Genomic DNA, 24,838 nt, shown 5'->3' with positions numbered 1-24,838 from the left:
CGGTCGGAAATCGTTCGTCGAGTGCAATGGCATAAGCCTGCCTGACTGCAAGACTGACAAGTCGAGCAGAGACGAAAGTCGGTCATAGTGATCCGGTGGTCCCGCGTGGAAGGGCCATCGCTCAACGGATAAAAGGTACGCCGGGGATAACAGGCTGATGACCCCCAAGAGTCCATATCGACGGGGTTGTTTGGCACCTCGATGTCGACTCATCGCATCCTGGGGCTGGAGCAGGTCCCAAGGGTATGGCTGTTCGCCATTTAAAGCGGTACGTGAGTTGGGTTCAGAACGTCGTGAGACAGTTCGGTCCCTATCTGCCGTGGGTGTAGGAATATTGATAGGATCTGTCCCTAGTACGAGAGGACCGGGATGGACGTATCTCTGGTGGACCTGTTGTCGTGCCAACGGCATAGCAGGGTAGCTATATACGGACGGGATAACCGCTGAAGGCATCTAAGCGGGAAACCCACCTAAAAACGAGTATTCCCTATCAGAGCCGTGGAAGACTACCACGTTGATAGGCCGGGTGTGGAAGTGCGGCAACGCATGCAGCTTACCGGTACTAATAGCTCGATCGACTTGATCACTCTCATTTACAATATCCATCGAACAAAGTTCGATGATGAAATAGCGCTCACGCCAGTCTGGCTTCGCCAGACGGCTGCGCGGGCGCGGCCTCCGGCCGGCACACAGTCGTGTGCTTATTGTTTATCAGCGTTAAATCCTGAAATATCTGCACGAAAGACAACCAGCTTCTCATATTTGTGTTCTTCGCCGACCTGGTGGTTATGGCGGAGCGGCTGCACCCGATCCCATTCCGAACTCGGCCGTGAAACGCTCCAGCGCCAATGGTACTTTGTCTTAAGACACGGGAGAGTAGGTCGCTGCCAGGTCTGCTAAGCACACAAATAATCAACATCTTCTCAATTCCATGCAAAACAGTTCATATCGGCGCTAAGCGCGAAAATAACCCTTACCGGATAAAATTATATCACCTTGACGCGGGGTGGAGCAGCCCGGTAGCTCGTCAGGCTCATAACCTGAAGGCCGCAGGTTCAAATCCTGCCCCCGCAACCAAAATAATGCCCGCTTCAAGCGGGCCTTTTTTTTATCAAAAATCAAAAATCAGAAATAAACCAAAGCGCCTACCAAGCAAAACGCATCCAAGCTCAATGCGCTCCCAAAACCAACGTGCGCCCAAAACCGGCAGCAAACAGCCCGCAAAACAAGGCGCAATAAACGTGCCACCGCGCCAGCACAGCTTGCCGATCAAGAAAAAGATGGACAGCGCAAAGAAGATGAAGATCCCATGCTCCGCATGCGACCATCAGCATAGGTGCAATCTTTGCAGCGCCAGAGACGAAAATAACCCAACGTCTGAAGAACAGCCGAGGTAGCCCGCAACCAACGCGTTTTGGCTGTCTGGCAAGCGTGGGGAGAGTGGAGGCAAGGCCCCTTCAAGGTAAGCCGCCCACCAATGCAGCGCATGCACCATGAAGGAAAGACCAGGAAGATCCCCGGTGAACACCAGACCAGGAACATGGCCAACTCACACCCACCAACAAAAAGACCTGAAACATCCCCCAAAAAAACCCCGTCAACATAACTCAACGAGGTCGAAGGCGTGTTCAGGCCAATGGAAAGAAGCGCTCTTAGTATGGCTGGCCTGGAGCGCTATTCGCCGCTACGACCGGCATTATGCCGGACCATAGTTTCTGCAAGAGCGGGCTCTGTTACACGTAAGGCGTCGATCGCGCTCCGCGTATCATAGAGCCGTTCATCCTGCCCCATCTTGAACTTTGCCTCAAGATTATTGGCCGCCAGCTCGAAACCGATGATGTTGGGTATCCGTCTTTGCATGCCGCCGGGGCCAAGTTCGCGCATATGCCATCGATCTTCACGTCCGCCTTCGAGAACATCGACCAGTTCCAGCAGATGGCGCGCGGTCGCATGTTCATCGATCTGGACTGGGCGACCATGGCAATGAACGACTGCGAAGTTCCAGGTAGGCGCGCTGTCACGTACCGGTTGTTCCGGGTACCACGACGACGAAATGTAACCGTGCGGTCCGTTGAAGATCACGACCGTCTCGCGACCCTCGGAAATCAGCTGGCTGTGCGGATTGGCACGGGCCAGATGCGATTCAAGTTTTGAGACTAATACGCGAGCGGCACCCGATTAATCCGCCATCGTCTCTCGAGAGAAAGCAGGCGGGGGGCAATCCAGTTGTGGAGGCACCCTTTCGTCTTGTTCCCGTGCACGCCCGTTCAAATACTGCGGTTTATTGATTGTCTATTTCTAGCAATCGCCACATGACAGGAGTGTTGATGCTTTTGAGGGCTGGCTTAATGCGTAGTTGCAGAATTTATCAAATGGGAGAGGATGACTTTGCCCCGGTGCAATCGCAGGTGTTTGAAGGTAGCCAAAACGGATTGGGGGATTATTTACGACCTCTAATAATATTCAAATTTAAATACTTAGAAAGATTATCTGGCGGAGAGAGCGAGCTCCCGCCTATAGATATGTCTTCTTCATCGCATTGATAATAAAGGATAAAAAGAGATATCATCGCGTCTTGCGCGTGCCAATTTGTGTACCAACCAAGGGATGGGCGTGGCACCCCTCGGTTCCTAGCCAACTATAAATCCCTGTGTTTTAGAGCTTATCTATTGCAAAAAGTAGTCTCTGATCGAGCCTTTTCATTTCCTCAACTACCTGCTTTTTCTGTTTGCTGTACATAATGGCTACCACAAGAACGAGAGGCAGAAACAACAGAGCAAAAATCAGCAAGGTCACCCAGAATAGAAAGTTGGTTCCGATCTTCCCATCATAGATGTATCTGACCTGATCACCTTTGATGCTGACATCAAGCTTGCCTTTGAAGGACGCGATTGGATTGAACACTGATGTTTTGACCCGGCCTGAGATGAGCAATCCTGTTGGGCTTGGTTTCGCTTTGATCTTGTTGAATGTGCTGGATAGCTCATTGACAAACACTTTTTCAAATTCTGCTGCTGTATCGATCTGATCTGTCTGGATTTTGCCTGATACTGAAAAGTCGCTCATGTCTGCTTTCCTGATTGGTGTTGGTTGGGTTGTTGATTTTCTTTTGGTTGCAACTCAAGGTGGAGCTGTAAGTCGCACTTCTTCCGTGTCAGCTTTCTCAAGCTAATCTGATGATTTGACTGATGTGGATTTTGGGCTGGTTAGCTACATAGCCTTACGGCCTGAGCAACGGTTTGCTCCGTGGTCTTGAACTTCTGATAATCAAGGCCGTTGGCTATCGCTTTGGCTTGGTTTTTGGGATCGGGCTCAAGAATATTTTCAAAGGTGAATGCGAAATACTTTTCCGCTTCTTCATTATTGATAGAGTTTTCAAGTTGGGAGATGGCGCAAACACAGGTGTCGCGCGCGTGATGCCGAAACTTGTCATTCAGAACATGCGTTTCCTTCCTGGATAGATCGACTTTGCGAACCCGCAGGTCTTCCTGATTAAGGAAGATCATTGTCTGCTCACACATCTCATAAGGTTTCTTGATGAAGGGGGAGCGGCTTTCCATCTCGGACAGCTTATGTGTCAGCTCTTTAAAACTCGAATTAAATTCGCTTTCGGGTGGATTGGTGGCGGCAGGTGGTGTCTCGGCCGCCTGTGGGCTGCTCTGGCCGTTTTGGACACCATCCTGATGGCGTTCTCTGAGCTGTTTTACATACCACTGAGGGATATGGCAGGGGAATGAACGGCATACGAAGCCGACATTGGGTTTGCTGTCAGTTTTGGCTTGCTGTTTTTGCGCAGTTTGATCTTTTTTCGGAACAGGAATTTCGACAGCTTCGGATTTTGCACTGGAATTCAATGCTGTTCGCTCAGCCTGAAGCCAATGATCGCGATATTCCTGTGTCGTTGCGGGCAGGACTTTGCCAGTGAATGAGCAGGTTTCTGCGACTGGAATAACGTCTTTGGCTTCTAACCAGTTTCCCGATGCAGCTGCAGATTTCATGGAATGGTAGAGGTTATACCTGCATTCAGAAATAAGCCGATCATAGTCTGGATTGCCGTTTGGATTTTTCATCGACCGAAGCAGCATAGCTGTCTCGTATGTGGTGACGATGAAATCCTTATAATCGCCCCGACTGTCATTGGCTGCTGCTGGAGAAATCACTCCTTGAGCAAAAACCGTGCTGGAAAGGACAAGTGCGACTGCGAAACCCAGCTTACGATTGCGATGTATGTTCAATTCAGGTCCTCCCACATGCGAGCCGAGATCATTTTCTGCTCGTTTCCGATGGCGTTGGCGTAAATGGATGTGATTTCAATTGCCGAATGCCCCATCCATCTTGAAAGAAGGTTGAGAGGAACGCCGGATGAGATGGCATTGACTCCATATCCATGCCTCAAGCCCTTGGGGGAGGTGTGTGGGCCTTCCGAAATTCCGGCATCCTGCATGACGGATTTTATGTAACGCCAGCCGGTTGCACGCGACCAAGGCCAGAGCTTGCGATCCAGCTTTCCCGGTCTACGGATATGATGAACGAGCTCAAGGGTATTGATGAGTTGGGCTGGAACCGGCACGGAGCGATAAACGCCCGATCGTCTCTTTTTAAGCGTCTCGAATACGACCGTCTCATTTTCGAGATCGACCCGGTCAACCGTCAGATTGAGGGCTTCTGAAATTCTGCATCCAGTGTAATGCAGAGTTTCACAGAAGGAGCGGATTGCGCCGGGTGTCTTGGCTGCTGATTTTAGGAAAGCCTGACGTTCGGAGGCAGTGAGATAAAGTCTCTTTCCGTTTGGGTCATTGATCATGGCAAAGCGTCTCCACTTGGTTTTGAAACACTTTATCGAGTGGTGATGAGTGCGTACGCGGTAGATATGACTGCGGCTGGAAAGAATGAGATGAAAACAGCAGTTTTGAAGCCGCATGAAAAAGCAGGCTTTCACAGGGCGGCAGTAGCCGACACGCAGTTATAAAGGGATATGCTGTTCGTTCCATTCAGGCCCCCTGAAACCGAATATACAATTCGGTCTCGGGCTTAAGCCTGGGATTGAGCATTCAAAGAAAAATGAAAAAGAAATCGTACGCTTTTGGTTGAAACAATTCTTCTAGGAAGTGTTTCAAAAACCTTGAAAAATCGGGGGTTGCGAGCCCAAAAAGATATGATACAAGCGAAAAAACGAAACAGAATTGTATATTCTGTTTCATCCTAATCATGGAAAAAAGTTAGGTATTTCCAACAGTTCGTTTGATTTAATCGATATTTTTAGTAGCTTTTAATTGGCATCCTTAAATTTGCTAGGGATAGTTCAAAATTTCAAAAATTTAGTCTGGAGTTGAGTGAGACTTGCAACTTCGTATAAGCTGATTTGCACGTCGAGGGCTGTGTATAAAAATGCTAGTCGCATGTTGGCTGGCGATAGGGGGATTAGTGGCGGCTAAGGTAGCAAAAATAACATTGCCTACCTCATTGATTGAGGCGGTGAAAGCACAGCGTTGCGTGCTTTTTTTGGGGGCGGGAGCTTCAAAGGAAGCTCGTAATGAAAAGGGCGATACCCCTCCAGACGCTAACCAACTTCGCGATATCCTTGCAGATCGCTTTTTTAGAAAAGCTATGCTTAATCGAGATGTAATGGCCGTAGCCGAGATGGCTATTACCAATAGTGGATCAGCGCCCCAGGTATATGAAGAAGTGCGGAAGGCTTTTACTGGTTTCGCCCCGCAAACGACACACCGGCTCATTCCTAGCTTCAGTTGGAAGGCTATCGCGACAACGAATTACGACACCATTGTTGAAGATGCTTATAAGGACGTCACGACAAAGGTTCAGCAGATAGTGCCGCTTGTCAAAGATGATGAACCTATTGATGAAAGGTTGCGGGAATTCTCAAATCCGGTCCCATATCTCAAATTGCATGGCTGCTTAAACCATATACATGATGCAGATATTCCACCTGTCCTCTCACGAGAAGTTTATTCTACATACTCCAAAAATCGCTCACGGCTGTTTCTGCGACTGCAGGACATGGCGTTTGAGCACACAATCATTTTCGTCGGTTATCGTTTAGATGATTCTCATATTCGGGATTTGATCTATAACCTTGGAATAGGTCGACGCCCACGCTGGTATATGGTTACGCCAAATGCAGAATCCGAAGACATCTCATTTTGGGCAACAAAAAATGTTGAAATAATCAAAGCTTACTTCGGCGAATTTATGTCAGCACTAGATGAAGCCATTCCTCCTCTTTTCCGGTCGATATCGCAATCGGCCGATGTTGCCGATTTTCCGATCCGCCGATTTTTCAAAACACATAATCTTGAATCCGATAGCACAAATAAATCACTCCGCGATGATTTGACATTTATTCATGCTGAGATGTCTTTCGATGAGCAAACTGCGGAGCAGTTTTATTCGGGTTATGACACTGGTTGGGGTGCCATAGTGAACCGTCTAGACGTGCGCAGGCAGGTCGAGGATGATATTCTTTTCAAGGCGGTCCTAGAAAACGAGACGCCTGCAGGTCCAGTCTTGATTATGGTGAAGGGACCTGGTGGTGCTGGTAAAACAGTTGCCTTGAAACGCTCAGCTTGGGAAGCAGCTACTGCATCAAATGCGCTAGTGATTTGGTACAATCCTAACGGGGTCCTCCGACCCGACGTTTTCACAGAATTGTATGAGTTGACAGGGAAAACAATCTATCTGTTCGTCGACGATGTTGGACTTTATATTGAAGGGTTGCTCTCGCTGCTTCGACACGCTCGCGCTACAAAACTACCGTTGGTGGTTGTCGGGGCTGAGAGAGACTCAGACTGGAACACGTATTGCGGTCAGCTCGAGTCTGAGTTTCCAGGTCCAGAACTCAATGTCCGTTATCTCTCTCGAAGAGAGATTGCGGGGCTTCTTGATCTTCTCAATCGGCATAAATGTCTAGGTTTGCTTGTAAGTGAAACTAGGGACGAGCAAATTCGCCAGTTTGAGAGTGTTGCAGAGCGACAATTGCTTGTTGCGTTACATCAGCTGACGCAAGGACGGCCTTTCGAAGACGTCCTTCGACTTGAGCATCAGCGTATTAGCCCAGAACAAGCAAGGCAGCTTTATCTCGATATCGCTACAATGCATCAATATTCGGTAAGTGCCCGTGCAGGAACCATCTCACGCATCTCCGGCATTACGTTTTCTGACTACCAAGAAAAGTTCTTTGCGCCCCTACAAAATGTCGTCCGTGCTGAGGTGGACAAATATTCTCGTGACTATAGTTATCGCACACGCCACGCACGAGTGGCGCAACTTGTATTCAGGCAAGCTTGTCCCAATGATGACGATAAAGTCGATCAGTTCACTCGCTTGATTTCTGGTCTTGATTTTGGATACTCGTCAGATTCGAGGGCCCTAGAGCAGATGACGAAGGGCCGAGTGCTTGCCGACACTTTTGCGGAGCCATCATCTGGTCGGCGTATTTATGAAGCCGCAATAGCAGTCGCTCCAAATCAGGCGTTTCTTTATCAACAGTGGGCATTGTTTGAGCTGCATCATTCCCGCGGCTGTTTAGATGAGGCGGAGCGTCGCGCCAATGATGCGCATGATATCGATAAGAAAAGCACCGCCGTCATCCATACACAAGCTGAAATTGATCGTATACGAGCCACCAAGGTCGAGTCGTCCTTGCTCAAAGATCAGTTGCGCCGTAGAGCCCGTGAACGGCTCAGTTCATTGCCAAATACTAATCGGTTTGCAGTTTCGAGCCGTTGTAAAATGCTGGTTGATGAGATTGTCGAGTTGGGCCGCGAATTGAGAGACGACTCGCCAGAGCATCAGGCCATATTCTTCGCTGAGAAAACTCGCGATACTGAAGAACGCATCAGGTTGGCTCTACAGCAATTTCCTGACGATCCAGATATAGTTCAGATCGAGGCACGGTTTCGTGAGGCAATTGATCAAGAAGATCGTGCATTGCGTGCGTTGGAGAAGGCGCTTCGCCTTAATCCAAAAGGTTCGGGTGCTGCTATACGAGTGGCGCGTATTTATCGGTCGCGTGATCGTGCTGACGACTCCCTCACGGTACTGAATGAAGCGCTGGTTAACAGCCAAGACGATAAAGCGCTTCATTCCGAGATAGCTCGTCATTATCTAACGGCGTGTACCGTAGATGATGATCTCATTGAGGGCCATTTGCGGCGTGCTTATTCGACCGGCGATGCTAATTATGAAGCTCGCTTTGACCTTGCGCAGTTTTTATTCGTTCGAGGTGAAGCGGCGAAAGCTGCTGATCTTTTTGAAGAAATAGATGCTAAGGCTCCGCCTACATTTCGCCCAGTTGCCAATCGCGAAAATCATTTTACTAGGCGTATTATGGAACAGAACGGATACGTCCAATCAATCTCTGGGCACATGTTCTTTATTCGCGCGGGCTTATACCCAAAGGAAATTTTTTCACATAAATCTTCGATAGCGCAAGGTGATTTTGATGACATTGTGATCGGCACTAACGTTCGCTTTCAAGTCCGATTTAACCGGAAAGGTCCTGTGGCGGTATCGGTAACAATTGAATGATGGCTAACGAACGAGCCTTTAAGTTTTTGATGCTTTCCCATCCAAGCCCAAAACTTTAGTTATCAGCCCGAATAAAACGGATAATTTTTAGCATCGACATCGGGATAGGCTTCCAACAGAACCGTATGCCTTGGGCTCGATTGCTGTTCTCTGGCATATTTGGATGTGTAGGTCAGGATCGGTTCAATCCCTCTGGTATCATCCTTAAACTGCTTAATGTCGATCTTGGATATGATCTGGTCTCTGAATTGTTTGGCTTTCAGAGACAGAAGATGATTTTCAAATTCATCCTGATTGTTTGGATGGACCAGAAGACAGGCATGAATATGTGGTGTCTGAAAAACTGAGGCTGCTACACCTTGAGCCGTGCCTTCAACATCGAGACAGGCCACAGCAAAGGGCTGATATTTGATATTTTTATTGGATTTCGGACCCATAACCGTCTTAACAGCATTCAGATACCAGAGCTTAAAGGATTCAAACATGGGTCTGGAATTATAAAGCGACTTTGCATCTTTAGCTGCAAATAATCCGGTTCTGAACTGCATTGTTATGAAATACAGATTTTTCTCAAAATGGGTCTGTTTGTATTTAAGATTTGGATCACTAAAATCATATCTGCATTTTTCCATGAAGAGATCATAGAGCCATTGGTCATGACTAGAGTTAATTAGTGATCTGCCTGTCGGCAGATATCCATAAATGGATGGATTCTGTATGTTCATATTAATAGTACTTTCATATATTTAGTTAAGTTTTACAATTACCCTGGGAATGGCTACCCAGAGTTGCAGGCCCGATCGGCTTTTATTTTATATTCATAACCTCAGGCGAATTCACCCAAACATCATTTAGGTCGCGGCCGCCGGCAGCCGCGATCAACAAAATAAATTATATAAATTTGCTTACAGAAAAATAGTCCGGATCAACCCCATTGAGGGGTCGACCGATTTTTTAAAGTTTTGATGAGATTGTGATAGTGATTGAAAAGCGGAATAACATTATTATAGCCTTTTTTTACTAAAATGTCACCCATTTTTTTCAGTTTTTCAGAATAATAAATTAGTTCAGCATCAGTATAGTTCATTAATTACATTGAACTTGCCAAAGGTTCCTTCAGGTTGGGCAGTTGCTGAACTCCTACATTATTTATTTTGCCGAATATACTATCATTTGCATGAAAAAGCCTATCAAATGCATTTTGGCTATTGACCGGATGCATTTGATAGGCTCATTTTGCCTTAAGCTATTGTAAAGCTTTAGTTTTTCCAATCGGCTTCTAAAAGCTTCATGTAGTCCAGAATGTCATTTAATGGGTATCCGCTGCCATAATGCGCCCCGATTGACCCGTCTTTATGCCCCATCAGATAGTTTTGCAGCTCGGGTGGGAGCTTATGTTTTCTCATTCTATCCTTGAAGGTGTGCCTAAGACTGTAGATGCCATGCTCATCAGTTTCACAGAGCCCATGCGCTTTCAGATATTTGTTCACATTGGCTGAGAAATTGTCTGGTCCTGTCGGGCCGGTATGAGAAGGGAAGCCGTGTGGATATTTCTTGAAGGCAATCAGGCTTTGGCCAATCAAAGGGATTTGTCTCCCTCTGTGGCCAGTTTTGAGCTTCCTGATTTTGTTTGGTTTGATTACAATGTGAGGAACTTCATGATCCAGATGAATGTCCTGAGGTTCCAGCCCACATATTTCCTTTGGTCCGGTTCCTGTGTCCATGATGGCATAAAGGATATGCAAGGATTCATCATTGAGGGATGAAAAAGGGGTGCCTCTGAGCCATTTTTCTTTCAGGAATGGAATTGAATAGGCTGGGCGGGCCGCCTTTTCTTCTTGCAGGCTAATTTTGTTGAAAGGGTTGTCCTGCTTGAGGTCGTTCTGTTCCAGATAGAACCGGATGATTTTCCTCAGATGCATAATCTGCTTGTTGGCAGTGCCTGCTTTCAATTCCTCAGTTTGAACCAGGTCAACCATGTGTGATCTGTAGCTAAGGGCAAGCTGTTTGGTAATCTGGGAAAGGGGTTTGTCTTCCCCAAAGAAATCATTGGCTCTTTTGACAGCCAGTTGGACAGGAGCCTTCTTCTTTGAAATCTCTCTGGTGTTCTCTTCATAAAAAGCCAGTACATCATTCAGGGTCGGTAGCTCAGGTGCCATGCCAAACAAAGATTGCAGGGCAGCCTCATCATTAATCAAACCTTCTCCCAAATTTATTCTGCTAAACAGTAAGGATGGATCATTTGCTTTAATCAGCTCATCCATCGGCTTATATTGAATGCCAACTTGAGCAGCTTTTGCTTTGAGGGTGCTCAGAGGCTCGATTTCAATGCTGTTTATGCTCTTGCCTGCCTTAAGCCGGTCCATCAGGCCTTCATAATAAGCATGAAGCTGGCCATATTTTTCTATGACCTGATGGTGGTTCTTACACTTCAAAGAAGCCTTAAATTCAAGCTTCCCTTCAGCCAGCACTCGATATTGAGCAGGGACTCGTCTTCTATAGAGGTAATTACCATCACCTCTTAAAAACAGGTACTGAGCTTCAAATCCGGGAATGGCAGCTTTTTTCATAAGCACATGCGTACCGACTTGTGTACCAAAAGTACATGCTAACTTACTGATTTCAAGGAAAACAAGCGCTTAAGAGCGGTTTATGGCGGAGAGAGCGGGATTCGAACCCGCGATACGGTTCCCCGTATACACACTTTCCAGGCGTGCGCCTTCAACCACTCGGCCACCTCTCCGTCTATTGCTATTGTGATATCGTCTTATGATCAGAACCAACGCAAGCAAGAAGGGCTTTCAAATCAGGTATTGGTTGCCTACCAAAAAAAGCCCCTGCGGCGCGCAATATAGCCAGAATACACATATGTTCAACTGCTATTTGCCAGTTTTCGGTTTAATTTATTTTGGACAGTGTGGTGCTTGTCAGATTATTCGTAATTCATTGTTTTTATTGAATATAATTCGGCTTCCGTTTTGGATTTTTATGCGTCTTGGGTGCGATAGATGGCTTATGCTATAATTTAGCATCTGGTAACGCATAGATTGAATAGCAAATGATGTGCATTTTTGCATGATGCTCACGGATAAATTCAAAGGCAGAGAATCGTGTTCCGTTTTGTTTTGCGTAGTTTCGCGGTTTTGTTTCTGGCGATAGGTGTCATCTTCGCCATTCTTGATGGTGCGCGTTCTGTCGGTGCCTCGGAATTGGTTACCAAGCCGCTTCTTGATATTTGGGCGCTTGGCGCGCCAGAGATCCTGGGGGATGCAGAAGCGCTTGTGACGCACTATATAGGGTCTGCAGCGTGGGACAGGCTGGTGCTTCCCGTGCTTGAACAGCCCGGCTGGCTGGTTTTCGGTGTGCTTGCTCTTCTGTTTTACATAGCTGGTCATCGCCGTGAGAAGCCACTGGGCATTTTCAGTGCACGATAGTCTCGCCGTTGAACGCGCACTTAAAGCCAGTTGGCGGATCACGATGACTGGCCGTGGCTTTATCCAAGAGGATTGCGCACATGTCCTGTGCGCCTCAGGAGGTGTTGAATGGGTTTCCTAGACAGCTATCGCAAAAAGATTGAAATGCCTTCACAGGATGATGCATTGCCGGGGCGTAAAGACGCTGTTCCTACGGCTTCGAAGCATTTCGTGTCTGGTTTACCGCTTAAAGGCCCATGGCCGGAGGGGCTGAAACAGATCATGTTGGGTATGGGCTGTTTCTGGGGAGCCGAGCGTCTGTTCTGGCAGGTTCCGGGCGTCTATGTGACTGCCGTGGGCTATGCTGGCGGAACGACGCCGAACCCCACTTATGAAGAAACCTGCACCGGCCTGACCGGGCACGCCGAGGTGGTTCTGGTGGTTTATGACCCGAAGGTTGTAAGCCTCGCAGAGTTACTCACACTGTTCTGGGAAGAGCATGATCCGACGCAAGGAATGCGACAGGGCAACGATATCGGCACCACATATCGCTCTGTGATCTATACCTTTGACGGGGCGGATCGTGAGGCCGTGGAAAAGAGCAGAGATACATATCAGGCCGCGCTCGCTGCTCGCGGTCTTGGACCCGTCACAACAGAAATTGCAGATGCTCCGACATTCTATTATGCGGAAGATTATCATCAGCAATATCTGGCCAAGAACCCGAACGGTTATTGCGGCCTGCGCGGAACCGGTGTGAGCTGCCCGATACCGGCAGCGTCATAAAGAGTGGAAAGATCGCGCGGTCATACCCGCGCGATTTCCTTATGCATAATCAACATGCCTTCGTCATCACCCTTAAGGTCTTCGAAGTCATTCCAGGCAATTTTGCGGTAAAGATCGGGCTTGTCGGTATAAAGATAGGCTTCGCTGTAGCCTAGCTTTTGGGCAACACTTTCAATTGCGGCCATAAGAGCCTTCGCAACTCCTCTCCCACGGTATTCCAGTGCAACGAGCAAGCTCGCAACCCACGGCTTGAGGTGAGGGTGACTGTCCAGATCATTGTGGATCAGAAGGACGAATCCGGCGAGTTCTCCATTCCATAGTGCCGCACGGATTGCCTGCCCGTCGGTGGAGTGGATAATTTCCTGCAGCCCGGAAACGATGTCTTCTTCGGTTGCGCCCGACAAGTATCCCCACTGTTTGTGGTTCCATTTGGCGCAGGTTGCAGCAAGGTCGGCACGATCAGCAAGCGTTATAATTTCAATCATGATCTTACCAGTGTGGGGGCTTGGTGACAGGGATTTCAGGAGCTGTTTGTCCCTCCAGCGTCAGAAAGCGATCCGTTAGCGCCGACAGCTTTTTGTTCAGTTGATCAATCGTCTTCCACTGCTCGGCGAGCACAGATGAAAGCTCTTCAACGGTCTTTTCCTGTTCGGCTACCCTTATTTCCAGTTCCATCAGGCGCGTTTCAGTAGACATGATCAAACTTCCATCTTTTCTGTTCCTGAGAAGATAAAAAATCCGCGTCGACCACTCAATACCAATTATCGAGTGGCCAGAACGCGGATTAGTATGTCGTTATCTGGCGGTTTGAAACCGAGCGGATAAATCGACTTTATTTCGTGCCGTACATACGGTCGCCAGCATCACCAAGACCAGGAACGATATAGCCCTTTTCATCAAGGCGATCATCAATCGAAGCGGTGAACACTTCCACGTCCGGATGCGCTGCAGTAAAGCGTTCGATGCCCTCAGGCGCTGCCAACAGGCACAGGAAGCGGATATTTGTTGCGCCGCGCTCTTTCAGCTTGTCGATGGCCGCAATTGCGGAATGACCGGTGGCAAGCATCGGATCGACCACGATAATGAGGCGATTGACGATATCTTCCGGCGCCTTGAAGTAGTATTCGATCGGCTGCAATGTGTCGTGGTCGCGATAGAGGCCAATATGGGCCACGCGTGCAGCAGGTACCAGATCCAGCATGCCTTCGAGCAGACCATTGCCTGCACGCAGGATGGAAGCGAAAACCAGCTTCTTGCCTTCGAGGATCGGTGCTTCCATCGGCATCATCGGTGTATCGATATGCATGGTGGTCAGTTCAAGATCGCGCGTCACTTCATAACATAGCAGCAGCGATATTTCTTTCAGCAAACGCCGGAAGCTTGCGGTCGAAGTTTCGCGCTTGCGCATAATGGTGAGCTTGTGCTGGACAAGCGGGTGGCTGACGACAATAACGCCCATGTTCTTTCCACTTTTCTTGTTATCTTTTTTGACTTCAGAGCGGTTCCAGTTAGGACTGAATCGTTGAAACCGCTCTATTTATTTTTATGCATTATCCAACGCAAAACCGCTTCGCACTTTTACTGGAAATGCTTTAGCGGCGAATGATGCCGGAGAAAACGCGTGGCAGGCGCACACGCACAGTTTTCTCTGTCTTCGACCATTTTACACAGTTCCGCAAGTCTGGAGCGCGTCTCTATCTGATTGAATCTGACCAGCAGATCACAAAAGGGGTATCGGCTGGCGGTCTGTGCTTGTATCGTCCGGTACAAGCTTTATATGCATCAAGCAAACGGAAAACGGAGATCGTCTTCGTTTCGCACATGAACCGGCAGGATGAGTTATGAGCCAGCAGAACGGCAATGCGGACCGCGTGGGCGCGCAAGGTGGCATGGAACATTCCTTCGGGTTCAAAGCGGTCGATGAAGATATCAAGCAGGGGCTGGTCAACGACGTTTTCCATAAGGTTGCCAAGCGTTATGATGTGATGAACGATCTCATGTCGGGCGGGCTGCATCGCGTCTGGAAAGATGCGATGATTGGCTGGCTGGCACCTTCCAGGCGCCCGGGCTGGACTTCGCTTGATGTTGCAGGTGGAACCGGCGATGTCGCATTCCGTATTGTCGAAGCTTCCGGACGTCAGGCGCATGTAACCATCCTCGATATCAATGGCTCCATGCTTGGTGTCGGCCGCGAACGTGCCATCAAAAAAGGCCTGGCTGAAAACCTCGAATTTGTCGAAGCCAATGCCGAAGAGCTGCCGTTTGCGGATGCCAGCTTCGATGCCTATACGATTGCTTTTGGTATCCGTAACGTGCCGCATATCGACAAGGCGCTCTCTGAAGCCTATCGCGTGCTGAAGCCGGGCGGTCGCTTCATGTGTCTTGAGTTTTCTGAAGTTGAGTTGCCTTTGCTCGACAAGATTTATGACCAGTGGTCGTTTCAGGCCATTCCGCGCATCGGCAAGATGATTACGGGCGATGCTGATTCCTATAGCTATCTGGTGGAATCGATCCGCAAATTCCCCAAGCAGGATGATTTCGCGAGAATGATCGGCGAGGCTGGTTTCGAGCGCGTAAGCTATCGCAATTTCACAGGCGGTGTCGCAGCACTTCATTCCGGTTGGAAGCTCTGAGTCCGATATGAGTAATATTTCTGCGGCCCTACGGTTGATGCGCGCTGGCTGGATTATGGCGCGCGAAGGCGTGTTGAGTTCATTGCCTGTCGATGATGCGGCTGGATTGCCTGCACTGGGGCACAAGGTTGCCAAACTGCTTGCGCGCAAGCGTGCGAAAAACACCGCTCGTTCCGAACGTATTTCGCGCGCGATGAACAAGCTTGGCCCGTCTTATGTGAAGCTCGGTCAGTTTCTGGCGACCCGTCCCGATATTGTTGGCAAGGATGTGGCTGCCGATCTGGAACTTTTGCAGGATCGCCTTGATTTTTTCCCGCAGACAGAAGCGGTTGCGGCAGTTGAAGGTTCTCTCGGTCGCAAGATCAGTGATCTCTTTGTAAACTTTGATCCGCCGATTGCTGCGGCATCAATGGCGCAGGTGCATCCGGCTTATGTGATGAAGGATGGCGCCCCGCACAAGGTTGCGGTCAAGGTTATTCGCCCCGGCGTGCGCCAGCGCTTTGCGCGTGATCTGGAGAGCTTCTTCATGGTCGCCCGCATGCAGGAGCGCCATGTGCCGTTCACGCGCCGTCTGCGTCCCGTCGAGATGGTGAAAACGCTGCATCAGACCACGCGTATCGAGATGGATTTGCGTCTTGAAGCGGCAGCGCTTTCCGAAATTGCCGAGAATATCAAGGATGACGCGGGCTTCCGTGTTCCCAATGTCGATTGGGAACGCACGGGCCGCGATGTCCTGACGCTTGAATGGATTGACGGTATCAAGATGTCGGACGTGGAGGCACTCAGTGCCTCGGGCTTCGATCTCAAGAAGATTGCCGAAACGCTGATCCAGTCATTCCTGCGTCATACATTGCGCGATGGTTTTTTCCATGCCGACATGCATCCGGGCAATTTATTTGTTGATCCGCAAGGCATGATTGTTGCGGTGGATTTCGGCATTACCGGGCGGCTCAACAAGCAGCAGCGCCGGTTCCTTGCCGAAATTCTTTATGGCTTCATCACGCGCGATTATAGGCGAGTGGCCGAAGTGCATTTTGAAGCAGGCTACGTGCCGCACACGCATGATGTGGCGAGCTTTGCACAGGCAATCCGCGCCATTGGTGAGCCGATCCATGGACAGCCGGCTGAAACCATTTCGATGGCCAAGCTGCTCACGCTGCTGTTTGAAGTGACTGAGCTTTTCGACATGGAAACACGGCCGGAACTTCTGATGCTTCAGAAGACGATGGTTGTCGTGGAAGGCGTTTCGCGCACGCTCGATCCGCATTTCAATATGTGGAAGGCTGCTGAGCCGGTTGTTGGTGACTGGATTCGCAAAAATCTCGGACCGCAAGGCATGTTGCTGGATGCAAAAGACAGTGCTTATGCCCTGCTTCATCTCACCCGCAAAACGCCTGAGCTGGTGGCGCGTGTGGAGCGGGCATCGGTGGCGCTTGATGAGATGGCGGTCAATGGTCTGCGCTTTGATGAGGCGACAGCAGAAGCAATCGGGCGCGCAGAAGCGCGGCATTCACGCTGGGGCCGGATCGCACAGATTGTGATTGCAATTTCCCTCGCAGCGATTGCAATCAAGTTCTATATTGAGCTTTAGAATATCAATTGGTTGATTAATCAGCCAATTGATGATTTCATTGATTGCATCAGCAATAAGCCGGTGCAATCAAATGGCCAGTATTACCATCCGCAATCTTGATGATTCCGCTAAGGAAAGGCTTCGCGTCAGGGCCGCTCAGAATGGGCGTTCCATGGAAGAGGAAGCCAGGCTTCTGCTTGGCGGACTGAATGAGGTAACGGCTGCAGCGTCAGCTTCTGGATCTGCCACAGGCACGTTGCAGGGCAAGCGTATTCTTCTCATTATCGGTGGCGGGATTGCCGCTTATAAGACGCCTGATCTTATTCGCCGTTTGCGCGAACGTGGTGCGCATGTGCGCCCTTTGATGACAGTGGCCGCACAACAATTTGTCACGCCGCTAACCGTTGGTGCGGTTTCGGCCGATCACGTTTTTACCGATCTGTTTTCACGCGAGGACGAACAGGACGTGGGTCATATCCGTCTCGCGCGGGATGCCGATCTGATTGTCGTTGCTCCTGTGACAGCTGATCTGATGGCCAAGATGGCGCATGGTCTGGCGGATGATCTCGCGAGTGCGGTGTTGCTGGCGCGGAAAATTCCGGTGCTGATCGCGCCAGCCATGAATCCAGCCATGTGGGAAAATCCGGCAACCAAGCGCAATCGTCTGACCTTGGAACAGGATGGCGTGCAGTTCATTGGTCCCGAAAAGGGAGAAATGGCAGAAAGCGGCGAGGCTGGTACTGGTCGTATGAGTGAGCCGCTGGCGATTGTTGCAACGGTAGAAGCTATGCTCGCGCCGAAGGCAAAGCCGCTTTCAGGCAAGACAATCGTCATGACCTCGGGGCCGACGCATGAGCCGATTGATCCTGTTCGTTACATTGCCAATCGTTCGTCAGGCAAGCAAGGGAATGCCATTGCCGCCGCGCTCGCGAAATTGGGAGCAACGGTGCATTTGATTTCAGGGCCCGTTACAATCCCCGATCCGCAAGGCGTCAATGTTATTCATGTTGAGACAGCGCGTGAGATGCAGGCCGCGGTAGAGGATCATCTACCTGCTGATGCGGCAGTCATGGTTGCAGCGGTTGCCGATTGGCGCACCGCCAATGCAGCAGACCAGAAGATCAAGAAGCAGCCCGGCGAAAGCGCACCGACGCTTAGTATGGTGGAGAACCCGGATATTCTGGCGGGTGTTGGTCATAGTGCAAAACGCCCCGGCCTTGTGGTTGGCTTCGCAGCCGAAACGCAGGATGTGCTCGCCAATGCCGGGCGGAAGCTGGAAAAAAAGGGTGCCGACTGGATCGTGGCCAATGATGTTTCTGGCGATGTCATGGGTGGGGATCGCAATCGTGTGCGCATTCTGAGCCGCTCCGGCATCGAAGAATGGCCAGAAATGAGCAAGGAGCAAGTGGCTGAAAAACTAGCAGAAAAGATTGCTGCCGCACTTCTTGATACAAAAAGCTGAACTTTTTTAAGCGGCATGTCACAATCGCATGATGCTATCTCGTCTTGATAATGAACGGCCAAAGCAGTCGTCAATTTTGAGGAGAAGATACCATGGAACAGAGACTTGCCCCTTATGCATTCGCCCCGCAAATCATGCAGGCAATGGTGGAGCTCGAAAATCGGGTTGCAGCCAGCGGGCTTGATTATAGCCTTTATGAGCTGGTGAAAATTCGTGCTTCACAGATCAATGGCTGTGCTTATTGCATCTATATGCATACGAGCGATGCCCGTAAGGCTGGTGAAACTGAAGAACGTCTTTATCTGGTTGCTGCGTGGCGCGAGTCACCGCTTTATAGTGCGCGTGAACGGGCCGCCCTTGCATGGACAGAAGCGTTGACGCTGCTCGCCCAGACAGGTGCGCCTGACAAGGACTTCGACGCATTGAAAGCACACTTCACTGACGAAGAGATTGTGAACCTTACTATGCTGATTACCACCATCAACGCCTGGAACCGCATTGCGGTTGGTCTTCGTCTTGTGCACCCGGTCAAATCCAATGCAGCAGCCGCTTGAACCACAAACGAAAGCTGCGACTGTGTTCGAGGCCTTGCGGCCTCGGCTCATTCGCATTGCCTATCGTATGGTCGGCACACATGCCGAAGCCGAAGACATTGTGCAGGACGCCTGGTTGCGTTGGAGTACAGCGGATCGGGACGCAATCCGTGAGCCGGAAGGCTGGCTGGTACAGGTAACGAGCCGTCTTGCGCTGGATCATCTCAAATCGGCTCTTGTGCGTCGCGAAACTTACCCCGGTACCTGGTTACCGGAGCCGCTTGTCGAGGAAGAGGAAGATCGCAGCGACGATATTACATTGACGCTGATGCTGGCGCTCGACCGGCTTTCGCCGCTGGAGCGTGCAGCGTTTCTCTTACATGATGTTTTCGATGTCGGGTTTGATGAAGTGAGCCGGGTGCTTGATCGCGACCCGGCCGCGTGCCGTCAGCTCGCAAGCCGTGCGCGCGATCATGTGCGCAGCGGTCGTCCGCGTTATGCTGTGGCTGAAGATCGTGGGCGCACAATTGCGGAGGCTTTCTTTCAGGCGTCCCGCAGTGGCGACATGACGGCGCTGCAAAGCCTTCTGGCTGAAGATGTGGTTATGTATTCCGATGGTGGTGGCATTCGAAATGCAGCGCTTAATCCGATCTTCGGTCGCCAGAAGATCATGCGCTTTTACGATGGTATCGCGCGCAAGACTGACGGCTTGGTTCCAGCCATCCGCCATTTTGCGCTGTTTGACGGGCTGCCGGGACATATGAGCCTTGAAGCGGACGGGCTCCCGCAAGTGGCGGCCTTGGAAATTGAGGACGGTCTGATCCGGGGGATTTATTTGATCCGCAATCCGCAGAAGCTCACGCATCTGCGGATGGGATAGATTTTCTCGTTAGAGCGCTCAGCCGATTGAATCAGGTCTGCGCTCTAAGTGTTATCGCGTACCTGATAATCCTTGATCTCGGCAAAGCGGATAGCTTTCCAACGCTCTGCTTCATAATTGAGCGAGAAGCCATTCTGGGCGAGGAATACCGGATCATTATCAAGATCATGTGCAATATCTGCGCGATGGGAAGCAATGAATCGATCCAGTTCCGCCGGATCGTCAGCCGTAATCCATCGACAAATAGAGAAGCGTGACATTTCAAAGCCGACCGGCAACGAATACTCGATTTTGAGGCGTTCGGTCAGAACGTCGATCTGAAGCGCGCCGACAACGCCGACAATCGCCGGAGAACCATCGTCTGGTACGAAAAGCTGGACGACGCCTTCTTCGGCCATCTGCTGAAGCGCTTCACGCAGCTTCTTGGCCTTCATGGCATCATCGAGGCGCACGCGACGCAGGATTTCCGGCGCAAAGTTTGGTACGCCACGGAACAGAATATCTTCGCCCTCGGTCAGCGTATCGCCAATGCGCAAAGTGCCGTGGTTGGGAATGCCGACGACGTCGCCTGCGAAAGCTTCATCTGCAATCTGGCGCGAACGTGCAAAGAAGAATTGTGGAGCCGATAAGCTCATTGGCTTGCCAGTCCGCACCAGCTTGGCCTTCATGCCGCGCGACAGCTTACCCGAGCAAACGCGCAAGAACGCAATACGGTCGCGATGGTTCGGGTCCATATTGGCCTGAATCTTGAATACGAAGCCGGTCATTTTGTCTTCGGTCGCGCCGACCATGCGGCTATCTGCCTGCTGGTCACGGGGGGAAGGGCCAAAATCACAGAAAGCTTCGATGAGATCGCGCACGCCGTAATTTTTGAGTGCCGAGCCGAAATAAACCGGCGTCATATGGCCTTCGCGGAAAGATTCGAGATCGAACGGGCGACAAACCCCCTGCGCCAGTTCAAGGCTGTCGATCCACGCCTGACGTTCATTTTCCGGCAGAAGCCGTGCTGCTTCTTCTGGTCCACTAACCTTGGTTGGCTGCTCTTCGGCATCCTTCTGACGCACAGTGTTGTTGTGCAGATCATAGGTGCCTGCGAAACTCTTGCCTGAACCAATTGGCCATGTGATCGGGGCCGTATCGAGTGCAAGCTTTTCTTCGATCTCGTCGAGGATCTCGAGCGGGTCACGCGCTTCGCGGTCCATCTTGTTGATGAAGGTCACGATAGGAATATCGCGCATACGGCAAACTTCAAAAAGCTTCAGCGTCCGTGGCTCGATACCCTTGGCGGCATCAATCACCATGACCGCGCTATCGACGGCAGTCAGCGTGCGATAGGTGTCGTCGGCAAAGTCTTCGTGGCCGGGCGTGTCGAGCAGGTTGAAGATGCAATCCTTGTACTCGAACGTCATCACAGAAGTGACGACGGAGATGCCGCGATCGCGTTCAATGTTCATCCAGTCCGAACGGGTCTGGATACGGTCTTTCTTGGCCTTCACTTCACCGGCAAGCTGAATAGCGCCACCAAACAGCAGCAATTTTTCGGTGAGCGTGGTCTTACCGGCGTCCGGGTGCGCGATGATCGCGAATGTGCGGCGCTTGGAAACAGGATGGTCTTGAGCGGGCATATAAAGAAACTCGTAATTGCGAAGTGATGGGCTGCGCAAAAACACGCGCCGCGAAGATGTTGCGCAGCATCTAGCAGTCATTAGTCAAAAGGTCGAGTTGAAATGAAAAAGCGGCGTGTAGCACGCCGCTTTTAAGGTCCTTTATCGGCTCTTGATGCCAAGGCCGAAAGCGATGAACGACCAACCCTGGAAAATAAGATCGATAGCCAGAAACAGGCCAAGGATAAACAGGCTATTGACGGGCCATTGCAGTGCAATGACGAGACCGGCCAAAACCGTGATGACGCCTGCTGCTACAATCCAGCCCCAACCGGCTGCGGGTTTAGACTTAAAGCCTAGCCAGATGCGGAATGCGCCTGCGCCCAAAAGTGCTGCCGCCAGAAGGAAGGTCAGCACACCTGCCGCCAGAATCGGATTGACGAAAGCCACGATACCTGCGGCTGCGTAAAGCAGGCCACTCAGGAGCCAGAAAAAGAAGCCACCCCATGTCTTCACTCCGAAGGCGTGAATGATTTCGATGATCCCTGCAACGAGCATCATGATGCCGACATAGTAGACCGAAACGACAGTTGCCAACACCAGATTGCCGAAAGCGATGGCACCCAGGATCAGAAGTGCGACGCCAAGTGCGACGAACCACCCCCATTTGCTGGAGAGTTCGGCGGGAAGGGTAGGCCGATTAAAGTCATTCTGTGCTGTTGCCATAAGATGTCCCTCAATGTTCATTCCTGAACACCAATATAAGGCAAACGAAAGATTTAGCCAGAGATGTGAATTCCCGTAAAAAGGGGATGAAAATCTCCTGTTGGAGTAAAGGCCGGAACACGGTATGTCTTTGCAGTAATAACTCTTTTTGGCCCAGAGCGGCTCCAGTTATGAGTGAATCGCTGGAACTGCTCTAATTGTTTTCTCTTGCGCATTATCACACGCAAAACCACTTCGCACTTTTGCTGGAAATGCTCTAAAGTCGGTCCGATGTTTGATCTGGTTTCACACTACTGGCCGCATATTCTGGCGGTCCTATCGATCGTTCTTGGAGCGATTGCAGCTATTCACGCCACGATGACCAAAGATGAGGTGCGCACAGCGCTCGGTTGGGTCGGCGTTATTGTGCTTTCCCCTATCGTGGGGGCAGTGGTTTATGCGTTGGCGGGCGTCAATCGCATCCGACGTAGCACGCTTGGCCATCAGCGTGACAATATGGGGAATATTGCGCTTTACCACCTCTCGCATTTCGACACGACGAATGATCTGGTGCGCGCTGCCTTTGGCCGTCAGTTCGGCGCGATGAAAATCCTCGGCGATACCGTCAGTCTTTATGATTTCACGAGTGGCAACAGCATCAAGATGCTGGAGACTGGTGACGAAGCCTATGCTGAAATGCTGGACGCTATCGGCAAGGCCGAGCGCAGCATCATGCTTGAAACCTATATTTTTGACCGCGACGCGATTGGTGAGCAGTTTGCTGATGCCTTGGGCGACGCGGTCAAGCGCGGTGTTGAAGTGCGCGTATTGGTGGATGCAGTTGGTGCGCGCTATTCCATTCCAAGCATTGTCAATCTGCTGAAGGAAAAAGGCATTTCTGTCGATGTGTTCAATGGCAACATCATCATGGGGCTACGTCTGCCTTATGCCAATTTGCGCACTCACCGTAAAATTCTTATTGTCGATGGCAAGCTGGCATTCACCGGCGGCATGAATATCCGTGCCGCTTTCGTGAAAGCCATAGCTGGCGATGCGGTCGCGTTTGACACGCATTTTCGACTGGAAGGTCCGGCAATTGCAGATCTTTTTCATGTCGCGTCCGAGGACTGGCGCTTTGCAACGGGTGAATTGCTGACAGGCGACGCCTGGAGTATTGCCGCACCAAAAGACCCACCCGGTACAGGTAAATTGATCCGCGTGGTTGGTTCAGGGCCGGACAAGAATATCGAAACCAATCACCGCATGATGATGGGCGCGTTTTCGATCGCTCAGGAACATATCCTGATCATGTCGCCCTATCTTCTGCCAGACCGCGAACTCATCAGTGCGCTGGTCACTGCAGCACGCCGCGGTGTATCCGTGGATGTGGTGGTTCCCGGCGTCAATAATCTGAAACTTGTAGATCGTGCCATGAGAGCGCAGTTCGATCAGCTGCTGCAAGGTGGCTGCCGTATATGGCGCGCAGGCGGGGCGTTCAATCACTCCAAACTGATGACGATTGATGGTGCATGGTCCTATGTCGGATCGTCCAATCTTGACGCGCGTTCCTTGAGACTGAACTTTGAAGTCGATATGGAAATCCTTGATCGCGACGTAGCGCTTCGGGTGGAAGAGCGGATCGGCAAGGTGATCGACATGAGCCGTGAAGTGAACCTGACGCGTCTCAAGAATCGCCCCTTCTATGAGCGCCTGATCGACCGCATCATCTGGCTCGGGTCGCCTTATCTCTGACGGTCCATTTTGAAGCATTTTCCGAAAGCTGGTGCTTATTTTGGGAGAATGCTTTTAGCTGCCTGAGCTCGAATTGCTGGTCAGGAGAGACGGGTTAAACTCTTCCAGAAGCTGAGCGGCCGTCTTGAGGTCGAGATGGGCCTTGATCGGAAGATGATCAGAGGCCATGCGGGCCAGAGGCGTGTTGTGCACTTCAACGGCCGTCACCAGATTATGCGGCGTACCCAGTACCCGATCCAGCGCAAATACCGGAAAGCGCGAAGGGAAACTTGGGACCGCGGTTGCCACATGGTTGAACATCGGCATGAGCGATGCCAGCGACGAACGCTTGCCCACGCGCCATTCATTCAGATCGCCAATCAGGAGCGTCGGCAAGGTATCGGCTTCCTGCAAAGCAGAAAGAATGCTTTCAGCCTGTTGTTCACGAGAGCGTTTCAACAGTCCCAGATGGGCAGCAATGACCCGCAATGGGCCCGATGCAAATTGCAGATCAGCGACGAGTGCGCCACGTGGTTCTACACCCGGAAGCGACAATTGGCGGACATTGCGCACCACGCCTTCGCGAAACAGCAGCACATTGCCATGCCAGCCATGGCCTTTTGGCATGGTCGAGGTAATAGGCACGGGAACGAGGCCGTGGCGCTTTTCGAGCAGGCCAAGATCAAGCAGCCCAGAGCGCTCGCCAAACCGTTTGTCTGCCTCTTGCAAGGCAATCACATCGGCGTCGATCTCACTGATGACATCTGCGGTGCGCTGAGGGTCGAACATCTTATCGACACCAATGCACTTGTGCACATTATAGGACGCAATAACGATATCGCCCTCAGTGACATTGGTGTGAAGCGGCCTGAACCCCGGTCGGTTACGGATAGCCGTCAGAATCTTCTTGGAAATTCGACCTGGGTCTTTTTTCTTCTGCACCCGTTTGCTGCCTCGTGTCGTTAGCTGGA

At 50.8% G+C, this 24,838-nt stretch carries 20 protein-coding genes, 2 tRNA genes, 2 rRNA genes and 1 pseudogene (1 of these 25 cut by a window edge); 12 read left to right on the top strand and 13 right to left on the bottom strand.

Translation table 11 applies throughout. The annotated features are described in order from the left end of the window. The 3 genes from CEV32_RS15590 to CEV32_RS15580 form a co-directional block, all read left to right on the top strand. Positions 1 to 587, top strand: a 23S ribosomal RNA gene (locus tag CEV32_RS15590) (it extends 2,225 nt beyond the left edge of the window). Positions 588 to 778: 191 nt separating this feature from the next. Beyond that, positions 779 to 893: ribosomal RNA gene (gene rrf, locus CEV32_RS15585) — 5S ribosomal RNA — on the top strand. 107 nt (positions 894 to 1,000) lie between these two features. Then, a tRNA-Met gene (locus CEV32_RS15580) sits at positions 1,001 to 1,077 on the top strand. Positions 1,078 to 1,674: 597 nt separating this feature from the next. Here CEV32_RS15580 and CEV32_RS15575 read toward each other — a convergent pair. The 4 genes and pseudogenes from CEV32_RS15575 to CEV32_RS15560 form a co-directional block, all read right to left on the bottom strand. Next, positions 1,675 to 2,139: pseudogene (locus tag CEV32_RS15575) on the bottom strand (FMN-binding negative transcriptional regulator); the annotation flags it as partial. Positions 2,140 to 2,655: 516 nt separating this feature from the next. Beyond that, a complete protein-coding gene (locus CEV32_RS15570; protein WP_094578043.1) occupies positions 2,656 to 3,066 on the bottom strand; it encodes a hypothetical protein in 411 nt (136 codons plus the stop codon). A gap of 140 nt (positions 3,067 to 3,206) precedes the next feature. Further along, a complete protein-coding gene (locus tag CEV32_RS23490; RefSeq protein ID WP_167382812.1) occupies positions 3,207 to 4,070 on the bottom strand; it encodes a hypothetical protein in 864 nt (287 codons plus the stop codon). A gap of 161 nt (positions 4,071 to 4,231) precedes the next feature. Continuing rightward, positions 4,232 to 4,804, bottom strand: coding sequence for a tyrosine-type recombinase/integrase (locus tag CEV32_RS15560; protein WP_094578041.1), 573 nt, complete (start codon positions 4,802 to 4,804; stop codon positions 4,232 to 4,234). Between the two features lie 620 nt (positions 4,805 to 5,424). Here CEV32_RS15560 and CEV32_RS15555 point away from each other — a divergent pair. Beyond that, the gene (locus CEV32_RS15555) at positions 5,425 to 8,547 is read left to right on the top strand and encodes an SIR2 family NAD-dependent protein deacylase (RefSeq protein ID WP_167382811.1); all 3,123 of its coding nucleotides are present in this window, start codon (positions 5,425 to 5,427) and stop codon (positions 8,545 to 8,547) included. Between the two features lie 62 nt (positions 8,548 to 8,609). Here the strand turns inward: CEV32_RS15555 and CEV32_RS15550 are convergent, their stop codons facing one another. The 3 genes from CEV32_RS15550 to CEV32_RS15540 all read right to left on the bottom strand — a co-directional run bounded on the left by CEV32_RS15550 (position 8,610) and on the right by CEV32_RS15540 (position 11,290). Continuing rightward, entirely contained in the window at positions 8,610 to 9,272 is a 663-nt protein-coding gene (locus CEV32_RS15550) for a hypothetical protein (protein WP_143128841.1), read from the bottom strand. Positions 9,273 to 9,806: 534 nt separating this feature from the next. Then, a complete protein-coding gene (locus tag CEV32_RS15545; protein WP_094578038.1) occupies positions 9,807 to 11,117 on the bottom strand; it encodes a tyrosine-type recombinase/integrase in 1,311 nt (436 codons plus the stop codon). An 83-nt stretch (positions 11,118 to 11,200) separates the two neighbouring features. Then, positions 11,201 to 11,290, bottom strand: a tRNA-Ser gene (locus CEV32_RS15540). Positions 11,291 to 11,657: 367 nt separating this feature from the next. Between CEV32_RS15540 and CEV32_RS15535 the strand changes: the two genes are divergently transcribed. Next, on the top strand, positions 11,658 to 11,981 hold the full coding sequence (locus tag CEV32_RS15535; RefSeq protein ID WP_094578037.1) for a hypothetical protein: 324 nt from the start codon (positions 11,658 to 11,660) through the stop codon (positions 11,979 to 11,981). A gap of 108 nt (positions 11,982 to 12,089) precedes the next feature. Continuing rightward, positions 12,090 to 12,746, top strand: coding sequence for a peptide-methionine (S)-S-oxide reductase MsrA (gene msrA, locus CEV32_RS15530; protein ID WP_094578036.1), 657 nt, complete (start codon positions 12,090 to 12,092; stop codon positions 12,744 to 12,746). A gap of 20 nt (positions 12,747 to 12,766) precedes the next feature. Here the strand turns inward: msrA and CEV32_RS15525 are convergent, their stop codons facing one another. From CEV32_RS15525 to upp, 3 genes are all read right to left on the bottom strand, one after another. Further along, entirely contained in the window at positions 12,767 to 13,231 is a 465-nt protein-coding gene (locus CEV32_RS15525) for a GNAT family N-acetyltransferase (protein WP_094578035.1), read from the bottom strand. A gap of 4 nt (positions 13,232 to 13,235) precedes the next feature. Then, positions 13,236 to 13,442, bottom strand: coding sequence for a SlyX family protein (locus CEV32_RS15520; RefSeq protein ID WP_094578034.1), 207 nt, complete (start codon positions 13,440 to 13,442; stop codon positions 13,236 to 13,238). A gap of 136 nt (positions 13,443 to 13,578) precedes the next feature. Next, positions 13,579 to 14,205 carry a uracil phosphoribosyltransferase gene (gene upp, locus CEV32_RS15515; RefSeq protein ID WP_094578033.1) on the bottom strand — a complete coding sequence of 209 codons (627 nt, stop codon included), beginning with the start codon at positions 14,203 to 14,205 and terminating at the stop codon, positions 13,579 to 13,581. 382 nt (positions 14,206 to 14,587) lie between these two features. Between upp and ubiE the strand changes: the two genes are divergently transcribed. The 5 genes from ubiE (at position 14,588) to CEV32_RS15485 (ending at position 19,827) form a co-directional block, all read left to right on the top strand. Next, entirely contained in the window at positions 14,588 to 15,379 is a 792-nt protein-coding gene (ubiE, locus tag CEV32_RS15505) for a bifunctional demethylmenaquinone methyltransferase/2-methoxy-6-polyprenyl-1,4-benzoquinol methylase UbiE (RefSeq protein WP_094578031.1), read from the top strand. A 7-nt stretch (positions 15,380 to 15,386) separates the two neighbouring features. Further along, entirely contained in the window at positions 15,387 to 16,970 is a 1,584-nt protein-coding gene (gene ubiB / locus CEV32_RS15500; RefSeq protein ID WP_094578030.1) for a 2-polyprenylphenol 6-hydroxylase, read from the top strand. A 73-nt stretch (positions 16,971 to 17,043) separates the two neighbouring features. Further along, positions 17,044 to 18,414: a bifunctional phosphopantothenoylcysteine decarboxylase/phosphopantothenate--cysteine ligase CoaBC gene (gene coaBC / locus CEV32_RS15495; protein WP_094578029.1), complete on the top strand. Its 1,371-nt coding sequence runs from the start codon at positions 17,044 to 17,046 to the stop codon at positions 18,412 to 18,414. Positions 18,415 to 18,506: 92 nt separating this feature from the next. Further along, positions 18,507 to 18,968, top strand: coding sequence for a carboxymuconolactone decarboxylase family protein (locus CEV32_RS15490; RefSeq protein WP_094578028.1), 462 nt, complete (start codon positions 18,507 to 18,509; stop codon positions 18,966 to 18,968). Beyond that, positions 18,952 to 19,827, top strand: a complete 876-nt coding sequence (locus tag CEV32_RS15485) for a sigma-70 family RNA polymerase sigma factor (RefSeq protein ID WP_094578027.1) — start codon at positions 18,952 to 18,954, stop codon at positions 19,825 to 19,827. Before CEV32_RS15490 ends, CEV32_RS15485 begins: the two co-directional genes overlap by 17 nt. 44 nt (positions 19,828 to 19,871) lie before the next feature. Here CEV32_RS15485 and CEV32_RS15480 read toward each other — a convergent pair whose 3' ends face one another. Then, complete coding sequence (locus CEV32_RS15480) at positions 19,872 to 21,452, bottom strand: peptide chain release factor 3 (RefSeq protein ID WP_094578050.1); 1,581 nt, start codon at positions 21,450 to 21,452, stop codon at positions 19,872 to 19,874. A gap of 141 nt (positions 21,453 to 21,593) precedes the next feature. Further along, on the bottom strand, positions 21,594 to 22,157 hold the full coding sequence (locus CEV32_RS15475; protein WP_094578026.1) for an HdeD family acid-resistance protein: 564 nt from the start codon (positions 22,155 to 22,157) through the stop codon (positions 21,594 to 21,596). 270 nt (positions 22,158 to 22,427) lie between these two features. Here CEV32_RS15475 and cls point away from each other — a divergent pair, with 270 nt between their 5' ends. After that, the gene (gene cls, locus CEV32_RS15470) at positions 22,428 to 23,888 is read left to right on the top strand and encodes a cardiolipin synthase (RefSeq protein ID WP_094578025.1); all 1,461 of its coding nucleotides are present in this window, start codon (positions 22,428 to 22,430) and stop codon (positions 23,886 to 23,888) included. A gap of 54 nt (positions 23,889 to 23,942) precedes the next feature. On the opposite strand, the gene CEV32_RS15465 is transcribed toward cls, so the two are convergent. Continuing rightward, a complete protein-coding gene (locus CEV32_RS15465; protein WP_094578024.1) occupies positions 23,943 to 24,809 on the bottom strand; it encodes an endonuclease/exonuclease/phosphatase family protein in 867 nt (288 codons plus the stop codon). Positions 24,810 to 24,838 lie beyond the last annotated feature (29 nt).

This window comes from Brucella rhizosphaerae, assembly GCF_002252475.1.
In the GTDB taxonomy this organism is placed as follows: domain Bacteria; phylum Pseudomonadota; class Alphaproteobacteria; order Rhizobiales; family Rhizobiaceae; genus Brucella; species Brucella rhizosphaerae.
This window is presented reverse-complemented; position numbering and strand designations above follow the sequence as displayed.

What these genes read in the sequence shown, in the direction of transcription:
- CEV32_RS15570 (WP_094578043.1), bottom strand. Translation starts at nt 3,066, where the DNA reads ATGAGCGACTTTTCAGTATCAGGCAAAATCCAGACAGATCAGATCGAT.
- CEV32_RS23490 (WP_167382812.1), bottom strand. Translation starts at nt 4,070, where the DNA reads ATGAAAAATCCAAACGGCAATCCAGACTATGATCGGCTTATTTCTGAA.
- CEV32_RS15560 (WP_094578041.1), bottom strand. Translation starts at nt 4,804, where the DNA reads ATGATCAATGACCCAAACGGAAAGAGACTTTATCTCACTGCCTCCGAA.
- CEV32_RS15550 (WP_143128841.1), bottom strand. Translation starts at nt 9,272, where the DNA reads ATGAACATACAGAATCCATCCATTTATGGATATCTGCCGACAGGCAGA.
- CEV32_RS15545 (WP_094578038.1), bottom strand. Translation starts at nt 11,117, where the DNA reads ATGAAAAAAGCTGCCATTCCCGGATTTGAAGCTCAGTACCTGTTTTTA.
- msrA (WP_094578036.1), top strand. Translation starts at nt 12,090, where the DNA reads ATGGGTTTCCTAGACAGCTATCGCAAAAAGATTGAAATGCCTTCACAG.
- CEV32_RS15525 (WP_094578035.1), bottom strand. Translation starts at nt 13,231, where the DNA reads ATGATTGAAATTATAACGCTTGCTGATCGTGCCGACCTTGCTGCAACC.
- CEV32_RS15520 (WP_094578034.1), bottom strand. Translation starts at nt 13,442, where the DNA reads ATGTCTACTGAAACGCGCCTGATGGAACTGGAAATAAGGGTAGCCGAA.
- upp (WP_094578033.1), bottom strand. Translation starts at nt 14,205, where the DNA reads ATGGGCGTTATTGTCGTCAGCCACCCGCTTGTCCAGCACAAGCTCACC.
- ubiE (WP_094578031.1), top strand. Translation starts at nt 14,588, where the DNA reads ATGAGCCAGCAGAACGGCAATGCGGACCGCGTGGGCGCGCAAGGTGGC.
- ubiB (WP_094578030.1), top strand. Translation starts at nt 15,387, where the DNA reads ATGAGTAATATTTCTGCGGCCCTACGGTTGATGCGCGCTGGCTGGATT.
- coaBC (WP_094578029.1), top strand. Translation starts at nt 17,044, where the DNA reads ATGGCCAGTATTACCATCCGCAATCTTGATGATTCCGCTAAGGAAAGG.
- CEV32_RS15490 (WP_094578028.1), top strand. Translation starts at nt 18,507, where the DNA reads ATGGAACAGAGACTTGCCCCTTATGCATTCGCCCCGCAAATCATGCAG.
- CEV32_RS15485 (WP_094578027.1), top strand. Translation starts at nt 18,952, where the DNA reads ATGCAGCAGCCGCTTGAACCACAAACGAAAGCTGCGACTGTGTTCGAG.
- CEV32_RS15480 (WP_094578050.1), bottom strand. Translation starts at nt 21,452, where the DNA reads ATGCCCGCTCAAGACCATCCTGTTTCCAAGCGCCGCACATTCGCGATC.
- CEV32_RS15475 (WP_094578026.1), bottom strand. Translation starts at nt 22,157, where the DNA reads ATGGCAACAGCACAGAATGACTTTAATCGGCCTACCCTTCCCGCCGAA.
- cls (WP_094578025.1), top strand. Translation starts at nt 22,428, where the DNA reads ATGTTTGATCTGGTTTCACACTACTGGCCGCATATTCTGGCGGTCCTA.